Here is a 24,591-nt window from a genome sequence, read left to right on the forward strand (position 1 = left end):
CAATTCAGCCGTCTTGGCGGGATTGGGCGATCGCGAACGGGCGCCGCGCTGAAATGCGCGGGCGCAACGCCAGCAACACCAGCGCCGCGGCCGCGACCGCGCTCAATCCCACGAAGGCCGACGCGTAGCCATGGCGTTGCGCCACCCATCCCGCCAGCGCCGGGCTGAGCGCGGCCCCGACGCCCTGGATGGACATGACTGCGCCCAGCCCCAGGTTCACATGGCCGCTGCCGCGCAAGACCGAAGCCACCAATCCCGGCAGCGCGACGCCCAGGAGTCCGGCGGCAACGCCATCCATGACCTGCGCCGGAATCAGGGCGCACGACGGCGGCAACGCCGCGGCCAGCAATCCGCGCGCGGGCAGCACCCAGCAAGCGAACGCGACCAGCCTCCAGTAGCCGAAGTGCCGGGCGAATCGCCCGGCCAGCAACGCCGCGGGAATCATCACGAGTTGCGCAATGATGATCGTCAACGCGGTATAGGCGCTGGGGTCGCCCTGGCCGCGGGCAATGGCGGCCTGGCCGAGCAGCGGCAACATCGCCGCGTTGCCGAGATGGAACAGCATCATGACCAGCGCCACCAGGCGCAGATCGCGTGAACCCGCCAGTACTTGCCAGACCGAGGGCACCGGCGCCGCCGCCCCGCCGGGTTCCAGGCCCCGCGCGACGCCATGGTCGATGTCGCGCGGCCGGATGCGGCGCAGGCAAATGAACGCCCCGCAAGGCATCACCGTCATGAGGACAAACACCGCCGACAGGCCCCACCGGTAGCCCGCCAGGCCGGCCAAGGCGGCGGCCGCGACGTTGCCGGCGTGGTTCCAGGCTTCGTTGACCCCCAACTGCCGCGACAGCCCGCGCGGACCGACCAGTCCCAGCGTCAGTCCCATGATGGCCGGCGCGAACAGCGCCCCGATGATGGCGCCGAGAATCTGCGTGATGGCGGCGACGCCAGCGACGGGCGCGGCCCACAGCGCCAGGTTGCAGACAATCAGCGCCAGGGAGGCGCCCGCCAGCAACCCGCGCTTGCGGCGCGAGGCGTCCACCCAGGCCCCCATCGGCGCGGTGGCCAGCATGCCCGCCAGTCCGGCCGCGGTCATCAGGTAACCGATGTCGTCGGCGCGCCAGCCATGTCCCACCAGGAACACACCCAGGAACGGCCCAAGGCCGTCGCGCACATCCGCCAGGAAGAAATTGACGCCTGCGAGCCAGCGGCGCGAGTCGCCGTGCGCGTTCAGTGCCACCATCGTGGGCTCCTAAGGCAACGGCCCCTTGAAGACGAAGAAGGCGCCCAGCCCGATACAGCCGAACCCCACCAGGTGATTGAGCGTCAGTTTTTCGCCCAGGTAGAACACCGAGAACAAGGCGAACACGGTCAGGGTGATGACCTCCTGCATCGTCTTGAGTTCGGCGGCACTGTAGACGGTATGGCCGATGCGGTTCGCCGGCACCGCGAAGCAGTACTCGGCCAGGGCGATGAACCAGCTGACCAGCACGACCACGTGCAACGGACGTTCGCCGAACCTGAGATGGCCATACCAGGCAAAGGTCATGAAGACGTTGGACACCAGCAGCAGGAGGACGGGAAAGAACTTTGGAGACAACATGGAAAAATCCGGGAAAGACAAGGCATGCCGCCGCGGACGACCGGATCCGCGGCGGCATGCAGGCGATCAGGGCGCGCGGTCGTACAGGGGTTGCAGCGTGGCAAGGCTGGTTCCCAGGCTGGTGGCCTCCAGCGAGATGCCCAGGGCGTTGCGCGTTCCCAGACCGTCGGCCGCGAATGGCGCGCCGGGCAGTACCGACAGGCGCAGGCTTTCGGGCGGAAAGCGCACGATGCTGCCGTCGGTCAGGAGAACGCCGTTGGCTTCGCCGCGCGGACCAGTCAGCACCGCGTCGACCCGTCCCTCGACCCGTTGCGGACGCAGCGCCTGGGCGCGCAGGTGCGGCGGCGGCGGCAGTCCCGCTCCCGGCGAGGGGGGCTGGTCGTACAGGGTCTGTCCGCTGCGGGTGTTGACGATGGCGTCCGCCCTGACCGCATCGCGCGCCTGCTGCCGGCCGATGATGCGCACCGCGTCGCCAGGCTTGACGGCGGCGCTCAGCGCCTGCGACAGGTGCGGAGGGAACTGCACCAGCGTGCCGTCCGTCAGGCGCAGGCCATCGATCTCCCCGTAGGGGTTGAGCAGCAGCCGCTGGACCTGGCCTTGCGCCACCGTGGGCGCGGTCATGCCAGCCGTGGGCGGCGGCGGAAACGGCGGCGGCGCCGCGACGGCGGCGGCCGTGGCGAAGCCCGCCGCGAGGGCAAGCGGGAATAGCGCGCGTCGGAACATGGCGGACTCCTTGAGCCGGCAGTGGATACGTCTGCATTGGATGCAAACCGCATGCCAGCGAGGAGTTCCAGTCAAATCAACGACTTGCGCGACGGCACCTGGATCAGATGTCCGATTCTGTGACACGACCGAGTCACAGGACCGGACAGGTTCATTCCACGCCGTGCTCGGCCAATTTGCGATACAGCTGCTGGCGCGACAGCCCCAGGCGCCGCGCGGCCTCGGCGCGATTGCCGGCAGCGGCCGCCAAAGCGCGCCGGATCATGGCGCCTTCCAACGCCGCCACTGCCTGGGCCAGGGAGCCATCCAGGGGGATGGCGAACCCATCTTGGGCGATCCCCAGCGGCTGCAGGCCGATGTGTTCCGGTTCGATGCTGGCGCCACGACCGAGAATCGCCGCGCGTTCCATGGCATTGCGCAGTTCGCGCACGTTGCCGGGCCAGTTGTGCGCCAGCAGCCGTTGCGCGGCCGCGGCGGAAAGACGCTTCGGCGTGCCGCCGCCGCGTCGCAGGAAGTGCTCGGCCAGCAGCAGCACGTCGCCCAAACGCTCGCGCAGCGGCGGCAAGGCGATGGGCACCACCTGCAACCGGTACCACAGGTCTTCGCGGAACCTGCCGGCCGCGACCGCGGCCGGCAGATCCCGATGCGTCGCCGCGACGATGCGCACATCCACCGGCACCGTGCGGGCCCCGCCGACCGGCGTGATTTCGCGCTCCTGCAGCGCGCGCAAAATCTTGGCCTGGGTCGCAAGCGGCATGTCGCCGATTTCGTCCAGGAACAGCGTGCCGCCTTCGGCCTCGCGGAAACGGCCGGCGCGATCGCCGGTGGCGCCGGTGTAGGCGCCCTTGACGTGGCCGAACAGTTCGCTTTCCATCAAGTCGGCGGGAATGGCGGCGCAGTTCACGGCGACGAACGGCCGCGCGGCGCGCGCGCCGTTCCGATGCAGGGCGCGGGCCACCAGTTCCTTGCCCGTGCCGGTTTCGCCCTGAATCAGGACAGTGGCATCGCCGCGCGCGGCCATGCCGATCCGCTTGAAAACCTCGCGCATGGCCTCGCTGCCGCTGACCAACTCGAATTCGTCGGCCGGCGCCGTGTCGGCGTCGGCGCCGTCATCACCGGCGACCCTGGCACTGTCCAGGGCGCGTTCGAGCGTTTGCACCAGCGCCGCGCGCGCCACCGGTTTGGTCAGGTGGTCGAAGGCGCCCAGGCGCATCGCCTCGATGGTGTTGCCGCCGCTCGCGTAGGCCGTCAACATGATGCAGGGAACCGGCGCGATGCCGGCCGCCTTGCGCAGGAACACCAGGCCGTCCTCGCCCGGCATGCGCAGGTCGACGATCGCCAGGTCCACCGCCTCGGTACGCAGGCGATTCAAGCCGGCGACGGTGGACGAGGCCTGCAACGCGGTGTGGCCCAGGTCGTGCAGCGTTTCGGAAAGGCTCTCGCGGAAAGCCGCGTCGTCATCGACGATCAGGATACGGGCCATGGCAATTCCATTTCGATGCGAGCGCCGCGCGCCGTTTGCGCCAGGCGGGCCTGGCCGCCATGCGCCTGAACGATTTCACGGACCAGGGCAAGGCCGAGGCCGGAACCGCCGGCGCGCGCCGTGGCGAAGGGCTCGAACAACGTATCGCGCAATTCTTGCGGCACCCCGGCGCCATCGTCGGCCACCCACAGCATCAAGGCGCCCGTCGGCGCCCGCCCCGCGCCCAGTTCGATGACGCCGCCCGCGCCCGTGTGCGCCAGCGCATTCAACAATAGATTGTCGTATACCCGCGCCATCTGCGACGGATCGAACCAGGCGCGCGCGTCCTCATCGCCCGTCAATGACACGTCCAGGCGTACCCCTGCCTTTTGCGCAGCGGCCATGTGAACGCGCCTGCGCTCTTCCAGGAAATCGACCAGCGCGACAGGCTGCCGCTCGACCCGGAACGGCTGCGTCAGCGCCAACAGGCTTGCAACCAATGACTCCAGGCGCTCGCTCTGCGCCAGCACCGCCTCCAGCGCGCTGGCCACACGCGCCTCGCGCACCGCCGCGGGCGCCGCCATCGCATTTTCCACCTTCATGCGCATGGTGCCGAGCGGGTTGCGGATCTCGTGCGCCAGCCCCGCGGACATCCGGCCCAGGGTGGCGAGACGCTCGGCCTGTTGCAGCTGGCGCTGCATATCGTCGGTCTGCCGCCGCCAGCGGGCGAACGTGCGGCCGAGCCACAGGCCGGATGCCACCACCACCCCCAGCAGCAGGCTCACCGCGAGAATGAGCGAGTTGATGACGTCGCCGCCGATCAACGGCACGCGCGCCATGGTCCAGGCCGCGAGCGGGGAGCCCTTGACGTCGGCGGGACACGCGGCAAAGACCACGGCTTCCCGCAGGCCTGGCCGCAAGTCGGTGACCAGGCCGCCGCCATCGAGGGCGCGCTGGACGGTCGCGCCGATGCGTTCCAGCTCCGCGCTGGGCGGATCACGCTTGATGCCGGTGCCGTCGTAGGTCGGGAAGGCGTAGGCCACCACGCCCGGCCCAGGCTGCCAGAAGCCGCCTTCCATGCCGGGCCGGTCCCGCAGCGCCAGATCGAGAATGGCCTGGGCGCCGGGAAGATCGGCCGGGTTCGCGCGCGCAGGCGCGGGCGCTGCCGCGGGCAGGCGCGCCGCCCCGGCGCGCAACGCCTCGCAACTGATCGCCACCAGCTCGCGCGCCCGCGCAATCTGGGCGTTCGCGCCCTGGCGGCTGAGCGCCACCAGCAAAGCGGCCAACGCCAGCGCGACGATGGCGATCCAGAACCAGAGGATCGCCAAATCTCGACGAATCGACTTCTGTGGTGACAGGATCGCGCTCCCAGGCATGGACACCGGCAAGAATACCCGATCCGGCCACGCCGCATCGGGACCGGCGCCACACGATCCGCCCGCGCCCTGCGCGCCGTGCGCCGACGCGCGCGCGACTGCTTATACTGCCGCATCGGCCGTGTGTTGCCGCAGGCGGCACGGCCTCACCTCCACGGAGCGCGAAATATGTTCGACCACATAGGCCTGGGCGTCAGTGATATCGATGAAAGCCGCGAGTTCCTGCTGCGGGCGCTGCTTCCGCTGGGCATTGAACTCGCCATGAAGGGGCCGAACAGCGTCGGGCTGGGCAAGGCGGGCAAGCCGTCGCTATGGCTTTACGCCACTGCCGCGGTATCACCGCCTTTGCATATCGCCTTCGCCGCCGACACCCGCGCGGCCGTGGATGCCTTCCACCAGGCGGCGATCGCCGCCGGCGGCAAGGATAACGGCCCCCCGGGGCTGCGTCCGCACTACCATCCCCACTACTACGCCGCCTTTGTCATCGGGCCTGACGGCCACAACCTGGAAGCCGTTTGCCATCTGCCCCCGGGTTGAAAGGGAATGCGCGGGGCTCCCGCCGCGCCCGCATGGCGACTTTGGGGCCGGTCGCTACCCCATTTTTTCGCACGCCTGCGCGCAGCGCTTGCAGGCTTGCTCACACTCCGACATGCCATCCAGGCCGGCGCAGCTTTGCGCGCATGCACGGCAGATTTCGGCGCACACGGCGCAGACCTTGCCATGCTGCGCAATGCCGATGAGCATCGTGTGGGCGGCCGTCCGGCAGATCTCGGCGCATGCGAGCATCAGGCGCAGGTGGCCAGGCTCGACGTGCTCGCCGCCGGCCTCCAGGCAATGCTGCGACGCGGTCTGCAGGCAGGTCCGATAGCAGTCGAGGCAAAGGCGCGTACACGCCTCGATGTCCTTGTCATTTCCAGGCATGGTGTCCTCCTTGTGTTTGATCGGGACGAACCTGTCCAGCAAACGCCATGCCGGGGGGCGAGGGCCAGCCTTGTGAACATTCGGCCGGCAGGATCAGGCCACCGCGCCACCGCCCGCACCCTCTGCCTGCGTCAGGAAATCGATCACCGCGCGCACGGCGGGCAGCTGGCCACGTTTGTGCGGCGTCAAGATCGTTGTCGTCACACGGCCAGCGGTCCAGGCCGGCAAGACCCGCATTAATGTTCCCTCGCTCACGGCCTGCGCCGAGATCGTCCGCGGCAGGCAGACGATGCCGAGTCCCGCCTGCGCGGCCTTCATCAATGCCGTGGATTCGTCGGCATGCAAGCGCGGGCGCGGCGCGACCTCCACGATGTGGCCGCTCGCGTCGCACAATCGCCAGGACTTCGTCGCCATGCCGGCAATCAGTCCATCGTGATCGCCCAAGGCCTGCGGCGCTTGCGGCGCGCCGCGCTCGGCGACGTAGGACGGCGCGGCCACCAGCGTGATCGGCTCCTCGGCCATGCGCCGCTGCACCAGGTCCGAGTCCGGCAGCGCCGCGAAATGGCTGCGGATGGCGATGTCGAAGCCCTCTTGCACCAGATCGACGAAGCGGTCGGTGACGTGCAACTGGATGCGCAGCTTCGGATACCGCCGCGCCAGCACGGGCAGGCGATCCGCGAGCTGAAACTGCGCAACGGGAACCGATGCCGTGATCCGCACGGTGCCGCTTGGCTCCGCCAGCCGCCGATGCACCACCATTTCGGCGGCCTGCGCCTCGATCGTCACCGCGCGGGCGTGGTCGTACACGTCGCGCCCGACGTCGGTCAGCGTGAAGCTGCGCGACGTGCGGTGCAGCAGCTGCACGCCAAGCGCTGTTTCCAGCATCGCAACCCGTTTGCTGACCGTGGACTTTGGGCAGCCCAGCCGCCGGGCGGCCGCGGCGAAACCGCCGCTGTCGACCGCCTGGGCGAAAAAATGCAGATCGTTCAGGTTCAACATCATGGTCTCTATTTGTGGACTTTGAGTCCCAATTTATCCATGTATTCAATCAATGTCCACGAACGTATATTTCCAGGTGTCAACCAACGGAGCAATGAAAATGAATCCCACATCTGGACCGATCCTCGCGGCCGGCTTTCCCCTGGGCAGCTCGGCCGGGCTCGTGACCGCCTTTGAATGGCTGGGCCAGCCTTACCGCATCACCCGGGTGGACATGCTGGGCGAGATGCGCACCGACGCCTACAAGCGCTTGAATGGCCGGGTGGAAACGCCGGTGCTGATCACCGATGCAGGCCAGGTGGTCACCGAAACGATGGCGATCGCCCTGTGGCTGGAGGCGCGCGACACCGAAAGACGCATCAGCTTCGAGCCCGGCACGCGGCAGGCCGACCGGCTGCACCAGTACCTGGCCTTTCTCAACACCGGCTTCACCGGCGCCTTCTATCCCATGTGGGTCGCGCTGGAAGCGCAGGAAGCCACCGAAGGCGAGAAGGAAACCCTGCGCAAGTTCGGCCGCCAATTCGTCGCCCTGCGGCATGCGCAGCTCGAAGCGATGATGGGCGACAGCGACTATCTGCTGGGCGACCGGCCGACGCTGGCGGACGCGGTGTTCGCGGGCGTGGCGCGCTGGGCGGACTTCCATCAGGCGATCGAGCCGCGGGACTATCCGCGCATCCTGGAACAGCGCCGGCGCATCGAGGCCGATCCCGCGTTTCGCTTCGCCTTGGCGATCGAAGACGGCAAGCCGGCGACCGGCAGCGGCGCCATGACAGGCCTGGTCCCGCTCGAACAGGTGCTGCGCGATACGGGCGGCGCCGCGGCGTGACGCGGACGCGGCGTTATCCGCGCCGATTCATCCTGGATCCCGACGACTACAAAACGTCGAGGCGGTGTGCCATCACGCTTGACAATCCTTGACTGTTGCGCGCTGGCGATACATTGCGACACACTGTAATCTTTTTCGACACAGATTGTGTCGGTCGGGCATGTGCCGGACTGGTTCGTTTCACCTATCCCTGCCATGCCCGCAACCCTTCTCGAGTGGTCCGTGCCCGCGGCGATCCTGATGTGCGCAGCCGGCCTCTGCGCCGCGCGCTTCATCGGCTTCAACACGCTGCGCTGGGGCGGCGCCCTGGCTTGCCTGGGCGCGGGCTACGCCATCATGCTGGTGCAGGCCGCCGGGCTGGCGCCGTACAAACAGGTGGTCGAGGATGCCTTCATACTGGGCGGTGTCATCCTGGCCTGTCGCGCGCTGCAGGGCCGGCGCGGCCGCCAGGCGCCGCCCTGCTTTGACGTTGCGATCCTGCTTGCCTCGACGGCGATGGTGGTGGTCTCGGTGGTGCTGTTTGCCAGCGCGAAGCTGGAAACGTTCTTCGTCCAGGCCTGTTGCGCGCTGGTGACCTGGCGCGCCGCGCTGTCCTTCGCCAGGCACGCCGCGACCACCTCGGACAGGGTGCTCACCGCCGCGTTCCTTTTCATCGCGCTGGTGCTGACGGGCCAGTGCATCCTGTACCTCGCCGCGCCGACGCCCGCGCTCGCGGCGGGAGAATGGCGCACGTCCGTGTGGGGCATCCTGATCCAGTACACCGGGCTGCTCGGGAGCATCGTGCTGACCTTCGCGGTGTTCATCGCGACAAGCTACGACGCCATAGAGAAATACCGCCGCCACGCCCATACCGACGCGCTGACGGGCCTGCTGAACCGGCAGGGCCTGGACAACCTGCTCGCTTCCAGTTCCGCGCGCCCGCTATCGGATGGCCCGACGCCGACCGCGCTGATCATGGCCGACATCGACAACTTCAAGCGCATCAACGATAGGTTCGGCCACCCGTTTGGCGACATGGTGCTGGCGCGATTCGGCGCCCTGCTGCGGCCGCGGGCGCACGCCCAGGCTCATGCCGCCCGGCTGGGAGGAGAAGAATTCCTGCTGCTGCTGCCCGTGGCGGATCTGGCCAGCGCCGCCGCGATCGCCGAGGAGATCCGCGCGGATTTCGTCGCGCAGCGATGGGCGCCGCAGGCACCCGATTCGCGTTTCACGGCCAGCATGGGGGTGACGCTGGCGCAGGCCGGCGAGTCGTTCACCAGCGCGCTCCAGCGCGCGGACGACCTGCTCTACGCGGCGAAGCGACGCGGACGCAATTGCACGGTTGCGGGTCACGCGCAGGCGGACGCCGGGCCGGGCCAGGCCGCGTTCCGGGACGCGGCGAGTGGAGAAAGCAGCACGCATGACTTTGAAGCCCGCGCCGCCGTCCAGCGTGGGTAAACACCTATAAAAAAACCGTGTCGGATGCCGTACTGCTCGCGTGCGGCGCGCAATCTACCTGGGAGGATGTATCGTGGTCGAAGAGAATTTCAATCGTACGGTGTTGTCAACGTGGGTAATCCTGCTCGCATCCGCGGCCAGCTTCGCGCAGCCCGCGAACGCGCAGTCCGTCTCCGGTACCGGCGATGTAACGCCCGGACTGGTTTCGCCGGACTGGACGGTAGGGGGAGACCTGACCGTCGGAGAATCCGCCGCCGGCACGCTGACCATCAGCAATGGCGGGTCTGTGCGGAACGATTGGGCCTTCATCGGCTATGTCAACGGCGGCGATGGCACCCTGACCGTGACGGGCGTTGACGGCAGCGGCAAGGCGTCCAGCTGGACCAGCCTCAACCCCGTGTATATCGGCGCCGATCCAGGCAGTACCGGCACACTGCGGATTCTGGACGGCGGCGTGGCGCAAAGCTACTCGGGCACCCTTGGCAGCAGCGCCGGCAGCGTCGGCACGGCTATCGTATCCGGGCCGAAATCGACCTGGAATCTCAATGCGGCCAACGCCTTCATTATCGGTGCGGACGGCAAAGGCACGCTACAGATCGACAATGGCGGCGCCGTGCACAGCGGCCAGGGGATGATCGGCTGGAACACCGGCAGCGAAGGAAACGTCACGGTATCGGGCCGCGCATCGGCCTGGAACCCGTTCAACAACATCTACGTTGGTTTCGACGGCACCGGGGAACTGCTTGTCCAGGATGGCGCCACGGTGCATACCGAGGCCTCGACCTCGCCCGGCGCCCCGGCATCGATCTACATCGGCCAGAACGCAGGGGGCATCGGCACGGTCACCGTATCGAGCACGACAGGCGACATCTCGACCCTCTCGGCCACCGACCGCATCAATGTCGGCTGGGCTGGCACGGGAGCGCTCACCGTGGCGAAAGGCGGGCTGGCCATCGCGGCCCGCGATACCTGGGTCGCCATTGACGGCACGTCCACCGGCACGCTGAACCTGACAGGCGACGCCAGCGGTCGTGGCGTGCTCGAGACCGGTTCGGTCATCAAGGGCGCGGGCAATGTCACCGTCAACCTGGATGGCGGCATCCTGCGCGCCAACCGCGACGAAGGCGATTTCCTCAAGGGCTTCGCCACGCAGGCGGTGGCTGCCGGCGGCGCCTGGTTCGACACGAACGGCCGCGAGGTCGGCGTGGGCACCGCGTTCTCGGGCACGTCCGTCTTCAACAAGCTGGGAGCCGGCAGGCTGACCTTGTCGGGCAACAGCGCGGCCTTCACCGGCAACACCCAGGTGCAGGCCGGCACGCTGCAGGTCGATGGCGTCCTCGGCGGACCGGTGGACGTGCTCGCCGGCGCGCGGCTGACCGGGACCGGACGCGTCGGCGCGACGACCAACAAAGGCACCATCGCGCCGGGCCCGCGCAGCGGCTTCGGCACCCTGACGATTGCCGGCGACTACGCCGCGCAGGGCGGCAACCTGGAAGTCCGCACCCGGCTGGGCGGCGATGACTCGCCGACCGACAAGCTGGTGATCACCGGCGCCACCGCGGGCACCACGCCCGTCACGGTGACGAACATCGGCGGCGCCGGCGCGCAGACCCAGCGCGGCATCCAGGTCGTGCAGGTCAACGGCCTTTCCGCGGGGCAATTCAATCTTGCCAACGGTGACTACGTGATCGGCGGACGCCCGGCGCTGGTGGCCGGCGCCTATGGCTACACGCTGCAACAGGACTCGGGCGACGGCAGTTGGTATCTGCGGTCGGCTCTGACTGACCCAGGATCGCCGCAGACCGGCGGCGGCTCGCCGGCCCCCGCGCCAGGCCCGTTGTACCAGCCCGGCGTGCCGGTGTATGAAGCCTACGCCAACACCCTGATGCAACTGAGCAAGCTGCCCACGCTGCGCCAGCGGGTCGGCGATCGTCTCTACGATCCGCAGGGCGCCGGGCGCAACGGGGTGTGGGCTCGCATGGAAGGCTCGACCAGCCGCCTCGAACCCGCCGTGTCCACCACCGGCCAGCGCCAGGACATCGACGACTGGAAGATGCAGATCGGGGTCGACCGCGTGCTGGCCGGCCAAGAGGACGGTTCGCGCCTGGTGGGCGGGCTGGCCCTGCACTACGGCACCTCCGACACCCGCGTGTCGTCGGTGTACGGCAACGGCTCCATCGACACCACCCGCTACGGCCTGACGCCCACGCTGACCTGGTATGGCAGCGACGGCGTCTATGTCGACGCCCAGGCGCAGGCGACCTGGTTCGACAGCGACCTGAAATCCCGCCTGGCGGGCAAGCTGAAGGACGGCCGCAAGGCGCAAAGCTATGGACTGGGCCTGGAAGCCGGCAAGGCGTTCGGGTTGCGCGAAGGCCTGGCCCTGGTCCCGCAGGCGCAGCTGACGTATGTCTCCACGCGCTTTGACCGCTTCAGCGACAGGTTCGGCGCGCGGGTCGAAAGCGACAAGGGCGACAGCCTGCAAGGCCGCCTGGGCGTCGCGCTGGACTACAGGAGCAACGGCCAGGAGACGGAGAGCGACCGCCGGTCCAACGTCTATGGCGTGATCAACCTGAAGCACGAGTTCCTGGACGGCACGCGGATCCAGGTCGCGAATGTGCCGGTGGTAAGCCGCATGTCGCGCACCTGGGGCAATCTCGGCGTGGGCGCCGACTACGCCTGGAGCAAGCGGTATGCCGTCTATGGCCAGGTCGACGCGGACGCGGACTTCTCCGGCAGCTACGTCGTCACCGGCACCGTGGGTTTCCGGATGATGTTCTAGGATCTAGACAAAATTTTCTAGAACGCCTATCCTGCCGGATATAGAACATTTTTTCTATATCTGCGCAGGACCCATCCCTTCATGACCACGAAATCCCCGGCGGGCGGCAAGCCCACCAACGCCGAGCTCGATATCCTGCAAACCTTGTGGCGCACCGGACCCGCCACCGTCAAGCAGGTCCATGCGGCCATGGCGGCCGGGCGCGACAGCCTCACCTACGCCAACGTGCTGCGGCTGATGCAGATCATGCACGGCAAGGGCCTGCTGACGCGCGACGAAGCCGAGCGCTCGCACGTGTATGCCGCCGCCCAGAGCCAGAAGGCGACCCAGGGCGGCCTGGTCAAGAACCTGATCAGCAAGGCCTTCGCCGGCTCCGGCAAGGCCCTGGTGCTGGCCGCCCTGCGCGAAGGCCACGTCAGCAGGAAAGACCGGGCCGAGATCGAGGCCCTGCTGCGCGACGACAAGCTGTGAGCGACGTCGCCTTCGCCATGGCCTGGACGCTCGGCGCCAGCCTGCCCGCGCTGGCCTGGAAGATCCTGTGCCTGCACGCGGCGACGCTGGCGCTGCTGTGCCTGACCCGTCGCGACGATGCACGGCTGCGCTACGCGCTGCTGGGCGCGGCGCTGCTGGCCGGCGTGGGCATCGGCGCAACCGACGTGGCGCTCGCCTGGCGCGCCCTGCCCGCCCCCATGGCCGCGCCGGCCTCCAGCGCGGCCGCCACGCTCTGGCCGTTGTGGCTGGCGGCGGCTTGGTTGGCCGGCAGCGCGCTCGCGGCCCTGCGGGTGCTCTTGGGGCTGGGTTGGCTGCGTGGCGTGCTGCGCGCCAGCCAGCCCTGGGCCGATCCCGCCTGGCAGGCGCGCGTGGCCGGGATGGCCGGCCGCCTGCGGCTGTCGCGCGCGGTCGGCCTGCGGGTGGTGCGCAACCTGTCCACGCCGGTGACGGCTGGTTGGCTCAAGCCTGTGATCCTGGTGCCGGCCTCGCTCGTCACCGGCATGCCGGCGGACCTGCTGGCCGCGTTGCTGGCGCATGAACTGGCCCACGTGCGCCGCCATGATTACCTGGTCAACCTGCTGCAGCATGCGGCCGAGGTGCTGTTGTTCTTCCACCCGTCGATCTGGTGGCTGTCGCGGCGCCTGCGGATCGAGCGCGAGCGCATCGCCGACCAGATGGCGGCCACCCTGATCGGCAGCCCCATGCCGCTGGCGCGGGCCCTGCACGCCCTGGCGCGCGCCGCCACCGAGTCACCGGCGCCGGTGGCGCCCGCCGCGCGCGACGGCGACCTGCTCGACCGCATCCGCCGCCTGGCGCGTCCCGACACGCTCGCGGCCCGGCGCGCCGTGGCCTTGCCGGCGCTGGCGATGTCGTGCGCCTTGGCCGGATTCGGCGCCTGGTCGGCGCTGGCGGCCGGGCCGGCGCAGCCGCTGTCGGCGCAAGAGGCGCAACGACTGATGGCACGCATGCCGGGAGTCCAGGCACTGATCGAGGCCAGTGGCGCCTCCCATGTGCTGGTGCTGGACAGCCGCTCGGGCGCGACGCTGTTCGGCCGCGCCGAGAACGACGCCGTGCCGATCGCCTCGCTCACCAAGCTGGTGACCGCGATGGTGGTCCTGGACACTTCGCCAGACCTGTCGCGGCGCATCCGGATCGACGAGCGCGATGCCTTGGCCACCGCCTCGGGCGCCGCGTCGCCGCTGCCGGTTGGCGCCAGCGTGACGCTGGACACCCTGCTCAAGCTGGCGCTGATGGCATCGGACAACCGCGCCGCCCATGCCCTGGCCCGCGCCTATCCGGGCGGCGAAACGGCGTTCGCCGAGGCATTGCAACGCAAGGCCGCCGCGCTGCGCCTGGAACACACCACGCTGCAGGACGCGACCGGCCTGTCGAACGCCAATCGCGCCAGCGCCGCCGACATCGGCCGGATCATCGATGCGGCGGCCGCCTATCCGCAGATCGCGCGCGACACGACCACGCTTGCCGATACGGTCGAGGCGGCCGGCAGCCGGCTCAGCTATCGCAACACCAATCCGCTGGTCGGCGCCCGGGACTGGGACGTGCGCCTGTCCAAGACCGGCAACTCGACCGAAGCGGGACGCTGCCTGGCGATGCGCCTGCATATCGACGACCGCGACCTGACGCTGGTCCTGCTCAATGGCCGCCCCGGCCACGCCTGAATCCTTTTCCCCTTCCTGCCCATTTCGCTTCATCGACCATGACCGTTCGACGCCTTTCGTGCGCCCTTGGCGCAGCCCTTTCCCTGTCCGCGCTGGGCGGCGGCCCCGTCCAGGCCGCCGTCCTGTGCACCGTGGTGGCCGACGCCGCCGACGGCCGCATCCTGTTCCAGCAAGGCACGCAGCAGGCCTGCGCCGAGCGCTACACGCCGGCCTCGACCTTCAAGCTGGCCATCGCCCTGATGGGCGCCGACGCCGGCATCCTGCAAGGCCCGCACGAGCCGGTCTGGAACTACCAGCCCGCTTATCCCGACTGGGGCGGCGACGCCTGGCGCCAGCCCACCGATCCGGCGCGCTGGATCAAGTATTCGGTGGTCTGGTATTCACAGCTGACGGCCAAGGCGCTGGGACAGGACCGCTTCCAGCGCTACACCAGCGCGTTCGGCTACGGCAATGCGGACGTCTCGGGCGAGCCCGGCAAGCATAACGGCACCGACGGCGCGTGGATCATCTCGTCGCTGCGCATTTCGCCGCTGGAACAACTGGCTTTCCTGCGCAAGCTGGTGAATCGGCAATTGCCGGTCAAGGCCGCCGCCTATGAGCTGGCCGACAACCTCTTCGAGGTGGGCCAGGCCGATGGCTGGCGCCTGTATGGCAAGACCGGCACCGGTTCGCCCGGCAGCAACGGCGTCTACACGGCGGCCAATGCCTACGGCTGGTTCGTCGGCTGGGCGCGCAAGGATGGCCGCCAGCTGGTGTACGCCCGCCTGCTGCAGGATGAGCGCGCCACCCAGCCCAACGCCGGCCTGCGCGCCCGCGACGAGCTGGTGCGCGACTGGCCGGCCATGGCCGGCGCGTGGCGCCCGTGATCCGGCCGGCCCCCGCCATGAACGGCGCGACGCGCGATGACGGCATCGACGCACTGCGCGGCCTGTCGATCCTGCTGGTGCTGCTGCATCATTTCAACATCGCCTATCCGCTGCGCGATACGGCGCTGGGCGGCCCGCCGGGCTGGCCGCTACTGCAAGCCGTCGCGCGCAACGGCAATTACGCGGTGACGATCTTCTTTGTCATCTCGGGATTTCTCATCACCCGCAACGCGCTCGAACGCTGGGGCCGGCTGGGCGCCATCCGGCCGGCGTCGTTCTGGCTGCTACGCCTGGCGCGGATCGTGCCCACGCTGGTGCTGACGCTGCTGCTGGTCGACGCGCTGGCGCTGGCTGGCCTGCCGCTGTTCGGCAACCGCGCCGGCAGCGCGGTATCGCTCTGGACCGTCAACGCCGCCGCGCTCGGGGCCTGGATGAACGCGCTGGTCATCCGGGAAGGATGGATCAACTATCCCCTGGGCGTGATGTGGTCGCTGTCGGTCGAGATGACCTTCTACCTGCTGTTTCCGCTGGCCTGCGTGCTGTTGCGGCGCGCCTGGCTGCTGCTGGCGCTGGCCATGCTGCTGATCGCGGCCGGCCCGCTCTACCGCCTTGCCAATCAGGGCGCCGGCGAAGCCTGGCTGTATGGCTATGCCGCGTGCTTCGACGCGATCGCCATCGGCTGCTGCGCCGCGGCGCTGGCGCGGCGGCGGGCATGGCCGGCGCTGCGGCGCCCCCTGGTCCGCGCGCTCGTGGGGATCGCCATGGCCGCGCTCTACCTGGCATGGCCGATCAGCCAGAGCAATATCCTTGGCGCCAGCGCCATCGCCGTGGGAACGGCCCTGCTGCTGCTCGGCGGGCCGGCGGTCAGCCCCTCGGCGCCCGGCCCGGCCCGGCGCCTGCTGATGCGCTGCGGCCGCGACTGCTACGAGATCTACCTGCTGCACCTGCTGGTGCTGGGGCTGCTGCGCACCGCGCTGCCGCCCGCGCAACTGGCGGGCGACGCCAGGCTCGCCCTGCTGCCGGGCTACTTCATCGGTTCGTGCCTTCTGGGCATATGGATCGCGCGCGTCTATTCCACGCCCTTGAATCGCCGGCTGCGGACTTGGGGCAACCGCACTGGTCGCTGATGACGCCACACCGGGCATTTCTTCCTGGACCTTGCCCTGGCCCGCTTGTCGGCCTATCATTTGCGCGCTTTGCCCCGCGGCACGGCCACCATCCAGCGCAAGGCTGGCCGGTGGCCGGCCTCCTCCTGCCGCAAGGATCCCTGCTAACCCGCCCCGCCATGACGCGCAGCACCGCCGCGTCCGTGGGGCCATGGATGCTTGACCAGGAGGACTACCATGGCTTTCGATTCCCTGCCCCCTCGCCCCGCCGCCGGACTGCCGGGCGGCCAGGCCTATGCCGAATCAGTGCTGGAACGCTCGCGCCGCGCCGCGGCCAGCCCGGATCTGCGCTTTCATCCCGACCTCGCCCATGGTTCGGATCCCGCCCAACGCCTGGACCTGTATGCCCCCGCCCATGCATGCCCGGCCGCGCTGCCCACCCTGCTGTTCGTGCACGGTGGCGCCTTCGCCACCGGCTACAAGGAATGGATGGGCTTCATGGCGCCGGCAATATGCGCCACGCCGGCCTTGTTCATTTCGGTCGAATACCGGGTGGCCCCGAGCCACGTCTACCCCGCCGCCGTGCGCGATGTGGCCGCGGCGGTGCATTGGGCCTGGCGCAATGTCGCCCGCTACGGCGGCGATCCGGACCGCTTGTTCCTGGGAGGCCATTCGGCCGGCGCACATCTGGCCAGCCTGGCCGCCCTGGACCGCCGCTGGCTGGGCGAATGGGGCCTGCCCGGCGACGTCGTGAAGGGCGTGCTGCCAATCAGCGGCCTGTACGACCTGACCTGCGACCCGGACCAGCCTTTCGGCGCGGCGGCGCTGGCGATACGCCGCCGCTTCATCCCCAATGACGCCGACGTGGAGGCGGCCAGTCCCGTGTCGCACGCGCATCCGCAAGCGCCGCCCTTCTATATCGCCGCCGGCGAGCACGATCTGGGCAATCTCGCGGCCGAAGCGGTCGACATGCGGCAGCGGTTGCAGGCGGCGGGGGTGCCCGTTGCCCTCGACCTGCTGGCCGGCCACGATCATTTCACCGCCAGCAGCCGCTGCGTGGACGATGGCCATCCCTGGATCGCGCGGGCGCGCGCCTTCCTGCTGAGCGGCCGCCCCGGGTGATGGCGGCCCGCCCGCCGACCGCATCCCGTGGTCCGCGGGCGGAATTCAGTCGGGCCCTGGCACCACCAGCGCGGCGGCCGAGCACAATACCTGGCGGACCAGATCCGCCTGGCGCCGCGCGCCGACCTTGCCCAGCACCTGGTTCAACTGATAACGCGCCGTTCCCACCGTCACGCCGCGATCGCGCGCATAGGCCTCGACCGTCTTGCCCGCGACCAGCGCGCTCGCCAGCCGCGCTTCCGCTTCCGTCAGGCCGAACAGCGCGCGCAGCGCGGCGATCGGAAAATGGCCGTGCTGCTGCGTCGCGTCCACGAACGAAACCAGCACCAGCCCTTCCCCGGACGCGCCGCGCCCATCCAGCCTCTGCAGCGCCAGCTGCATTGCTCCGTGTATGCCGGTCAGTTTCAGGAAAACGGGTTCGCTGGTCTGCGACGCGTGGGACAAGGCGTCCACCAGCGCCGTCTGCGCCGACGGCGGCGCACTGAACTGCTGGCCGCGCAGACTGACGACCGACCTATGGTCCAGCGCCCGGGCCTGCCGATTGGCCCACCATACGCGGCCGCGCCCGTCGCTCAGCGCCAGGGCGCGGGGCCAGGCGCCGAGATAGTGCTCGACCAGCGTCGACGCGCAGCGGCTGGCGGCCGCCGCCTGGGCCAGTCCCGCCGCTTGCAGCAGATGCGGCATCAGCCTGCGCAGGCGCTCCTTGTGGCGCGGCGAAAAATCCAGGTCATCGCACGGGTCGCGATGCAGCACCAGGGCAGCATAGCGGTTGCCCCCCAGCGGCGCCATCGCTCCCATGAATCGCCCCAGTCCGGCACGGCGCAGTTGCGCGTGCAACCGATCGCGGATGGCCGTCTCCCCGGGCAGGAACAATTCGTGGTCGGTGGCGATGCGGCCGGGCCGCGAGGCCACGCGGCGCAAGCGCCAGGAATCGAACCGCGGGTTGCTGGCGTCCGACACCTCGCTGCGGTACGCGGCCATGTCGATGCGCGAATCGTAGGCGGCCCAATAGGGAACCGCCCGCGCGCCATCGAGTTCGATGCACTGCACCACGGCGGACAGGGTGCCGACTTCACCGCATAGCCGGTCCAGCACCGGCGTCCACCGACCCGCGTCCGCGCAACACGCGTAGAGATCGAGAAGAAAGGCATCAGACACCGCGTTGACGGCCATGGACGGAGCACCGAACGACCCGAAAGCCGCCAATCGTCCGCCAACTCCAGGCCCCGCGCAACTGGGGTTTGCCAGCAACGCGGGCGGGCCCGGCCATCTGCAATTTGAGAGATGACCGGCCCCGGCGCGCTGCCCATACTCCGAACCGTGTCCATCCAGCCGCGCCGCCTGAGGAGGAGCAGGCGGCGCGGCGGACACGTCTCTTACCCGCCGCAGGACGCGGCGGCAACGCACAGCAAGGACCACCGATGTCACCAGAACAGAATACGCCGATCGTGGCCGCGTTCGCGATGACCCACACGCCGGGACTGGGCGGCCAGACCGACAAGCCGCCCGCCGACCAGATGCAACGCATGATGGACGGCTTCGCGACCGTGAGGCGCCAGATCTCGGCGGCGCGCCCCGACGTGATCGTGGCGTTCGTCAACGATCACTTCGACATGTACACGCTGCACGCGATGCCGGGCATGGCCATCGCGCTGGGCGACACGCACTGGGGCCCGACGCTGGCCACCGAGGCATGGCTGGGCATGCCGCGCGCGCCCATTCCAGGCCACCCCGCCGTGGCGCGAGCCATATACCAGTCCGTGGTGGATGACGGGTTCGAACTGTTCCGTAGCGAATCGGCCGAACTTGTCCACAACGTGCTCATGCCGCGCAAGTACCTGTGGCCGGACGCGGACATTCCCGTGGTGCCGATCTTCATCAACTGTTTCGCGCCGCCGCTGCCCACCTGGCGGCGGGCGCACGCGCTGGGCGCGGCCGTGCGCAAGGCGCTGGCGGGCCGCGGCGAGCGCATCGCACTGATGGCCAGCGGCGGGCTGTCCCATTGGCCGCCCATCACGGTGGACGAGGAACACCCCGGCGATCCGCTCATGGAACGCGTGCTGCGCTGGCAGATCCAGGGCATGGCGGCGTTCGCGCAAGACCCGGACCTGCCGTTGGCGATCCTGCAGCGTGAAGCCGAAATGGCCGCTTCCGGCCGGAACCTGGTCAACGTCGGCTGGGACCGGCAGGTGCTGCGCTGGCTGGCCGACGGCGACAGCGCGGCGCTGCTGGCGCTGCGCCACGCGCAAGTGCGCGAGGACGCCGGACCCGGGGGCGCCGAAATGCTCATGTGGGCGGCGCTGATGGGCGCGATGCGCGACGCGCCGGCAGACATCGTCATGTACGAGGCGGTCCAGGAATGGATGGGCGGCGTGGGGCTGCTCAGCTACGCCAGGAGCCTGGCCCGGCCCTGAACCGCCGCGCCCGCCCCCCTCGGCAATCTCTCAACATGCCGCCGGCGAGACGGCCGGCGCAAAAGGAATTCGACATGACACTGGAAGCCATTATCAGCGGCGGCGGTATCGGCGGCCTGGCCACCGCGGCGGCGCTGGGCCGGCGCGGCTGGCGCGTCACCGTGTACGAAAGCCGGCCCGGACTGCGCGTCGCGGGCTCGGGCATATACCTGTGGTCCAACGGCCTGGCCGTGCTGTCCGAGATCGGCGCCTATGAGCGCGCCATGCGCAACGCCTTCCTGGCCGAAGGCATCGAACAACGCGACCATACGGGCCAGGTGCTGGTCCCCGCGCTGTTGCCGCCGGGCCTGCGCGTGCTGGCGGTGGCGCGCAGCGACCTGCTCGCGGGCCTGGAGGCCGCCGCGCGCGACGCCGGCGCGCGCATCGTCACCGGCGCGGAAGTGGTGGCGGCCGAGGCCGACGGCACGTTGGTGTTCGCCAACGGCGACCGCGCCCACGCCGACCTGGTCATCGGTTGCGACGGCATCGCCTCGCCGGTGCGGCGCGCGCTGGGACTCGAACTGCACCGTCAGCGCGCGCAGGAAGGCGCCTTGCGCAGCATCGTCCGCGCCACCCAGCAGGAGCTGCCGCCATCGGCGCGCGGACGCTGTATCGAGATCTGGAACGGCACGCGCCGACTGCTCATCACGCCGATCAACACGGAGGAAATCTACCTGGCGCTGACCTGCCGGGAGGACGACGACCAGGCGCGCGACACCCGCGTGCAGCCGTGCTGGAGCGAGAGCTTCCCGGACTGGTCGTTCCTGCTGGACCGCATCGACCGCTCCCAAGTGCTGTGGAACGTCTACACGATCGTGCACAGCAAGCGCTGGTCCGCCGGCCGCGCCTGCATCCTCGGCGATGCCGCCCATGCGCAACCACCCAACCTGGGCCAGGGCGGCGGCATGGCCATGCAGAACGGTCTCGCGTTGGCGGCCCACATGGCCAATGTGCGCGATCCGCGCGACGTTCCCGAAGCGCTCGGCGCCTGGGAAGCCGCGACCCGGCCGCTGACGGACGAATGCCAGCGCTGGGCCTGTCTGTGGGGCGAGCTGGCGAACATCCCGAACGAGGCGCGCGCGCGCATCGTCCGGGGCGCGTTCAGCGAACCCTGGGTGCTGTCCAGGATCACGGCGGCATCCGGTTCGTCGCCGATCGCCGCCACCGACTGGCGCCCGGCCAGCGCGCGCTAGACGCGCGGCCACGCAGGCCGGCCGACAACACAAAGCCGGCGCCACGCGCGTCGGACGATGCCAATATCCAAGGGGAAGAACATGAGACATCGCCATGCCTGGCGGGCGGCCGCCTGCGCGCTGCTTTGCATGACGGCGCCCGGCGTCGCCAGCGCCACCGAAAACGGCATACCCACCACCGTCAACGGCTTCTATGATTTCGGCGCCGGCATGTCGCCGCCCGCCACACCGTTCGGCACACTGTCGTTCCGCACTTCGTACAACACGGCGTCGGTGCAGAAGGACCAATACGGCACGAAGCTGGACAACGATTTCTCGCTGCGCGTGCATACCGTCAGCGCCGCCTACCTGCGCATGACGCAGACCAGGCTGTTCGGCGCCAGCTACGGTTTCGGCGTGGTGCAGCCCTTCTTCCGCATGAGCGCGGCCTTCGACGTGCCCACGCCGGGCGGCCCGCTGCGGCTCAAGGGCGAAACGTTCCGCATCGCCGACACGCTGCTGCTGCCCCTGATCCTGCAATGGGACGCCTCGCCCCGGCTGCATTTCAATGCGCAGTTCCAGGTGCTCGCCCCCACCGGCGACTACGACCGCAAGCGGCTGGTGAACCCCGGCCTGAACCACTGGGCCTTTTCCCCCATATTCAACTTCACTTATCTCACGGAAGGCGGATTCGAGGTGTCGTCCAGCTTCGAGGTCGACATCAGCACCCGCAACCGCGCGACCCGCTACCGCAACGGCATCGAATACCGGCATGAGTTCGCACTGGGCCAGCACGCCGGCCCCTGGACTCTCGGCGTCGGCGGTTACTACAGCCGACAATTCAGCGATGACGACGCGCCGGGCCTGCAAGGCGGCAATCGCTCGCGGGTGATGGCGCTCGGCCCCGCGGTGAGCTTCTACCAGCCGGGCCTGCCGCCCGTGTGGTTCCATATCTACAAGGAATTCGGCGCGCGCAACCGGGCCGAGGGCTACACGGCGGCGCTGCGCCTGGCCGCCAGCTTCTGAAACGGCGCACGGCGGGGGCGCCGTGCCGCCATGCCTGCCGTCACACGCGCGGAGGAGAAGTCTCGCGCTCCGGATGCCGGTGCCGCGCCAGCGAATCGATGAATAGCTTCGCGGCCTGGGCCGGCGCCGGATCCACGACCAGCCCGTCGTCCCGCCACGCCGGGTCGATGCCGGCCGCCTCCAGCAAGTCGGCGCCCTCGCCCATCGCCAGCAGCGTCTTGCCATGGCGATAGGTGTCGCGGACGAATTCCAATGCGCGTCCATCCTGCCGCCAACGGTCGACGGCCATGCCGCCGCCCGGCACCACGGCCCCATCGAACACGGCGGAGGGCTGGTTGTCCAGCGAGGCATCCGCGTCGAGCGCATCGCCTTCGGCCGTGGCCACGGGGCCGATGCGCTGCCCCACCAGGCGCACCACCGCGCCGGCCTGGATCAAGGCTTGCGCCACCGCCGAGACCGCGGCGCCGTCCACGCCCTCGGCGACCAGGATGGCGATCTTGCGCGTCGCCACGCCTGCCTGGCCCGGGCGGGCCGTCAGCGACAATGACGGCGACTGCTCCACTTCCGGGCGCGGCACCTGCCGCACTGCCCGGGGCATCGGCTCGGGCAGCGCCATGCCCAGCCTGTCCGCGACCGACTGCGCCAGCTCATCGGACACGTTGCGCAGCGAGGCCACCATGCGTTGCCGCACCGCGGCCACGGTCACCTTGCTCAGTTCGAAGGCAAAGGCGCTGGCCAGGTGCCGGCGCTCCCAATCCACCTGGCTGTGGTAGAACAGGCTGGCCTGGTTGTAGTGTTCGGCGAACTTTTCGGGATGGCCGCGCAGTTCGTCTCCGCCAACCGGCTCGGGAAACGACACATACCCTTCCATCCCGGCCTGGAACGGACAGCCGCCGGCCAGGGAATTGGGTTCATAGGCCACCCGGCCGCGGTGGACCGCCTGCCGGTGCATGCCGTCGCGCTGATTGTTGTGCACCGGCGCCAGCGGCGCGTTGATCGGGATCTCGTGGAAGTTGGGTCCGCCCAGCCGCGAGATCTGCGTATCGACGTAGGAATGGATGCGCCCGGCCAGCAGGGGATCGTTGGTGAAGTCGACGCCCGGCACCACGTGCGCGGCGCAGAATGCCACCTGCTCGGTCTCCGCGAAGAAATTGTCGGGATTGCGGTCCAGCACCATGCGGCCGATGGGCCGCACCGGCACCAGTTCCTCGGGCACGATCTTGGTCGCGTCGAGCACGTCGAAGCTGAAGCGCTCGGCCTCTTCTTCCGTGAATACTTGCACCCCCAATTCCCATTGTGGCCCATGGCCCGCGTCGATCGCTTCCCACAGATCTCGCCGGTGGAAATCCGGATCGGCGCCGGACACTTTCACGGCTTCGTCCCAGACCTGGGAATGCGTTCCCTGCAGCGGATTCCAATGGAATTTCACCAACCGCGCCTCGCCCCGGGCATTGACGAAGCGAAAGGTATGCACGCCAAAGCCCTGCATCATGCGATAGCTGCGCGGGATGGCGCGATCGGACATCAGCCACATCAGCATGTGGGTCGATTCGGGCATCAGCGACACGAAATCCCAGAAGGTATCGTGCGCGGAGGCGGCCTGCGGCATGCCATGATGCGGCTCCGGCTTGACGGCATGCACCAGATCGGGGAACTTCATCGCGTCCTGGATGAAGAAAACCGGCATATTGTTGCCCACCAGGTCCCAGTTGCCCTCGTCCGTATAGAACTTGACCGCGAAACCGCGCACGTCGCGCGCGGTGTCCTTCGACCCGCGTTCGCCGGCGACGGTGGAAAAGCGCACGAAGACCGGCGTGCGCTTGCCCTGCTCGGCGAACAGCGAGGCCCGCGTCAGGTCCGTCAGCGGCTCATAGCATTCGAAGTAGCCGTGGGCCGCCGAGCCGCGCGCGTGGACGATGCGTTCCGGAATGCGCTCGTGGTCGAAGTGCGTGATCTTTTCACGCAGGATGAAATCCTTGAGCAGCGCCGGGCCGCGCAACCCGGCCTTGAGCGAATGCTGGTTGTCGCTCACGGCCACGCCCTGGTTCGTCGTCAGCGCCTGGCCCTGCCCATCGGCCCGCACCCGGCCAAGCTGCCCATCGACCGCATTCACGCCCGCCTCGGCCGGCTCGCCGGTCTTGGCGTTGCGTTCGCGTTCGGACAGGGAGCTGGCCCCCACCGATTCATCCGGCGGCGCAACCTGGGCGCCCCGGTAAGGACAGCGCGCGCCCGCCTCGCCGTACTCGTCCGCCTTGTTGGCATGCTGCGGCTGCGCCTGCGCCGTCGCCGCGACGGCGGCCGCGCGTTTCATGGCGGGAGAGCCGGTATCCGGGGCGGGCGGCGCGGCGGGTCCGCTGTCCGTATTGTTGAACGCGGTGTCGACGGCGCCCTGCGTCCGGGCCTTGCTGGATTTCCTGCCTGGCATGGCAATCTCCTTGGGTGTATCAGTTCACGGGCATCGGTTTGCCTGCATCGGTTCGCGTGCATCGGCTGGCCGGCGCCAGTCCGAGGGCAATCGGCCTGGACCAGCAAGCGCCGTGCCCGCG

Annotated in this window: 21 protein-coding genes; 12 read left to right on the forward strand and 9 right to left on the reverse strand. The window is 69.3% G+C overall.

Translation table 11 applies throughout. The features are described 5' to 3' along the window. Window positions 1-4: 4 nt before the first annotated feature. The 5 genes from AC6CR5_RS10960 to AC6CR5_RS10980 form a co-directional block, all read right to left on the reverse strand. Window positions 5-1,243: an MFS transporter gene (locus AC6CR5_RS10960; RefSeq protein WP_082388391.1), complete on the reverse strand. Its 1,239-nt coding sequence runs from the start codon at window positions 1,241-1,243 to the stop codon at window positions 5-7. 9 nt (window positions 1,244-1,252) lie between these two features. After that, window positions 1,253-1,600 carry a DMT family protein gene (locus AC6CR5_RS10965; RefSeq protein ID WP_395500760.1) on the reverse strand — a complete coding sequence of 116 codons (348 nt, stop codon included), beginning with the start codon at window positions 1,598-1,600 and terminating at the stop codon, window positions 1,253-1,255. Between the two features lie 69 nt (window positions 1,601-1,669). Continuing rightward, window positions 1,670-2,326 carry a hypothetical protein gene (locus tag AC6CR5_RS10970; RefSeq protein ID WP_047991319.1) on the reverse strand — a complete coding sequence of 219 codons (657 nt, stop codon included), beginning with the start codon at window positions 2,324-2,326 and terminating at the stop codon, window positions 1,670-1,672. A gap of 151 nt (window positions 2,327-2,477) precedes the next feature. Next, a complete protein-coding gene (locus tag AC6CR5_RS10975; protein WP_395500743.1) occupies window positions 2,478-3,809 on the reverse strand; it encodes a sigma-54-dependent transcriptional regulator in 1,332 nt (443 codons plus the stop codon). Next, window positions 3,794-5,116, reverse strand: coding sequence for a sensor histidine kinase (locus AC6CR5_RS10980; protein ID WP_395500742.1), 1,323 nt, complete (start codon window positions 5,114-5,116; stop codon window positions 3,794-3,796). The genes AC6CR5_RS10975 and AC6CR5_RS10980 overlap by 16 nt, the downstream gene beginning before the upstream one ends. Window positions 5,117-5,332: 216 nt before the next feature. On the opposite strand from AC6CR5_RS10980, the gene AC6CR5_RS10985 reads away from it, so the two are divergent. Next, window positions 5,333-5,701 (forward strand): VOC family protein, encoded by a 369-nt coding sequence (locus AC6CR5_RS10985; protein ID WP_058664882.1) that lies wholly within the window; start codon window positions 5,333-5,335, stop codon window positions 5,699-5,701. A gap of 54 nt (window positions 5,702-5,755) precedes the next feature. Here AC6CR5_RS10985 and AC6CR5_RS10990 read toward each other — a convergent pair whose 3' ends face one another. Then, complete coding sequence (locus AC6CR5_RS10990) at window positions 5,756-6,127, reverse strand: four-helix bundle copper-binding protein (protein WP_223821455.1); 372 nt, start codon at window positions 6,125-6,127, stop codon at window positions 5,756-5,758. A gap of 51 nt (window positions 6,128-6,178) precedes the next feature. After that, a complete protein-coding gene (locus AC6CR5_RS10995; RefSeq protein WP_498085612.1) occupies window positions 6,179-7,087 on the reverse strand; it encodes a LysR substrate-binding domain-containing protein in 909 nt (302 codons plus the stop codon). A gap of 97 nt (window positions 7,088-7,184) precedes the next feature. Here AC6CR5_RS10995 and AC6CR5_RS11000 point away from each other — a divergent pair, with 97 nt between their 5' ends. From AC6CR5_RS11000 to AC6CR5_RS11035, 8 genes are all read left to right on the forward strand, one after another. Next, on the forward strand, window positions 7,185-7,910 hold the full coding sequence (locus AC6CR5_RS11000; protein ID WP_498085613.1) for a glutathione S-transferase family protein: 726 nt from the start codon (window positions 7,185-7,187) through the stop codon (window positions 7,908-7,910). 222 nt (window positions 7,911-8,132) lie between these two features. Beyond that, window positions 8,133-9,347 (forward strand): GGDEF domain-containing protein, encoded by a 1,215-nt coding sequence (locus tag AC6CR5_RS11005; protein ID WP_498085614.1) that lies wholly within the window; start codon window positions 8,133-8,135, stop codon window positions 9,345-9,347. A gap of 73 nt (window positions 9,348-9,420) precedes the next feature. Beyond that, on the forward strand, window positions 9,421-12,129 hold the full coding sequence (locus tag AC6CR5_RS11010) for an autotransporter family protein (protein ID WP_498085615.1): 2,709 nt from the start codon (window positions 9,421-9,423) through the stop codon (window positions 12,127-12,129). Window positions 12,130-12,210: 81 nt separating this feature from the next. Next, on the forward strand, window positions 12,211-12,600 hold the full coding sequence (locus AC6CR5_RS11015) for a BlaI/MecI/CopY family transcriptional regulator (RefSeq protein WP_498085616.1): 390 nt from the start codon (window positions 12,211-12,213) through the stop codon (window positions 12,598-12,600). Then, the gene (locus AC6CR5_RS11020; RefSeq protein WP_498085617.1) at window positions 12,597-14,300 is read left to right on the forward strand and encodes a M56 family metallopeptidase; all 1,704 of its coding nucleotides are present in this window, start codon (window positions 12,597-12,599) and stop codon (window positions 14,298-14,300) included. Before AC6CR5_RS11015 ends, AC6CR5_RS11020 begins: the two co-directional genes overlap by 4 nt. 38 nt (window positions 14,301-14,338) lie before the next feature. Then, window positions 14,339-15,166: a class D beta-lactamase OXA-114w gene (locus tag AC6CR5_RS11025; protein ID WP_136512081.1), complete on the forward strand. Its 828-nt coding sequence runs from the start codon at window positions 14,339-14,341 to the stop codon at window positions 15,164-15,166. Between the two features lie 17 nt (window positions 15,167-15,183). Continuing rightward, window positions 15,184-16,293 (forward strand): acyltransferase family protein, encoded by a 1,110-nt coding sequence (locus AC6CR5_RS11030; protein WP_498085618.1) that lies wholly within the window; start codon window positions 15,184-15,186, stop codon window positions 16,291-16,293. A 216-nt stretch (window positions 16,294-16,509) separates the two neighbouring features. Next, window positions 16,510-17,394, forward strand: a complete 885-nt coding sequence (locus AC6CR5_RS11035; protein ID WP_241060716.1) for an alpha/beta hydrolase — start codon at window positions 16,510-16,512, stop codon at window positions 17,392-17,394. A gap of 45 nt (window positions 17,395-17,439) precedes the next feature. Here the strand turns inward: AC6CR5_RS11035 and AC6CR5_RS11040 are convergent, their stop codons facing one another. Further along, window positions 17,440-18,567, reverse strand: a complete 1,128-nt coding sequence (locus AC6CR5_RS11040; RefSeq protein ID WP_047991324.1) for a helix-turn-helix transcriptional regulator — start codon at window positions 18,565-18,567, stop codon at window positions 17,440-17,442. 248 nt (window positions 18,568-18,815) lie between these two features. On the opposite strand from AC6CR5_RS11040, the gene AC6CR5_RS11045 reads away from it, so the two are divergent. The 3 genes from AC6CR5_RS11045 (at window position 18,816) to AC6CR5_RS11055 (ending at window position 22,045) form a co-directional block, all read left to right on the forward strand. Continuing rightward, window positions 18,816-19,808: a DODA-type extradiol aromatic ring-opening family dioxygenase gene (locus tag AC6CR5_RS11045; protein WP_218911316.1), complete on the forward strand. Its 993-nt coding sequence runs from the start codon at window positions 18,816-18,818 to the stop codon at window positions 19,806-19,808. Window positions 19,809-19,882: 74 nt separating this feature from the next. Beyond that, window positions 19,883-21,040: an FAD-dependent oxidoreductase gene (locus AC6CR5_RS11050; RefSeq protein WP_238926451.1), complete on the forward strand. Its 1,158-nt coding sequence runs from the start codon at window positions 19,883-19,885 to the stop codon at window positions 21,038-21,040. Between the two features lie 81 nt (window positions 21,041-21,121). Beyond that, window positions 21,122-22,045: a SphA family protein gene (locus tag AC6CR5_RS11055; protein ID WP_020928673.1), complete on the forward strand. Its 924-nt coding sequence runs from the start codon at window positions 21,122-21,124 to the stop codon at window positions 22,043-22,045. A 40-nt stretch (window positions 22,046-22,085) separates the two neighbouring features. Here AC6CR5_RS11055 and AC6CR5_RS11060 read toward each other — a convergent pair whose 3' ends face one another. After that, window positions 22,086-24,470, reverse strand: a complete 2,385-nt coding sequence (locus AC6CR5_RS11060; RefSeq protein WP_346507110.1) for a catalase — start codon at window positions 24,468-24,470, stop codon at window positions 22,086-22,088. Window positions 24,471-24,591 lie beyond the last annotated feature (121 nt).

It is taken from the genome of Achromobacter sp. EG18 (genome assembly GCF_059759395.1).